At 66.5% G+C, this 442-nt stretch carries 1 protein-coding gene; it reads left to right on the plus strand.

Annotation, left to right across the window (positions count from 1 at the left end; genetic code table 11):
* On the plus strand, positions 1 to 442 hold a 442-nt coding region (locus tag AC1DHL_RS29915), incomplete at both ends, for a glutamate synthase-related protein (protein ID WP_478164354.1).

Consider the following 442-nt stretch of genomic DNA (forward strand, 5'->3'; position numbering starts at 1 on the left):
CTGCGTGGCCTGTTCGAGTTCAAGGTCGATCCGTCGCGCGCCATTCCGCTCGAGGAAGTGGAGTCGGCCAAGGACATCGTGAAGCGTTTCGCCACGGGTGCCATGTCGCTCGGCTCGATCTCGACCGAAGCCCACACCACGCTGGCCGTGGCGATGAACCGCATCGGCGGCAAGTCGAACACCGGCGAAGGCGGCGAGGACGAGAAGCGCTACCGGAACGAACTGCGCGGCATCCCCATCAAGCAGGGCGATACCCTCAAGGGCCTGCTGGGCGACCACGTGATCGAGCGTGACCTGCCGCTGCAGGCAGGTGACTCGCTGCGCAGCAAGATCAAGCAGGTGGCATCGGGCCGCTTTGGCGTGACCGCCGAGTACCTGGCGTCGGCCGACCAGATCCAGATCAAGATGGCCCAGGGCGCCAAGCCTGGCGAGGGCGGCCAGC

Source organism: Variovorax sp. 10L426, assembly GCF_056395305.1.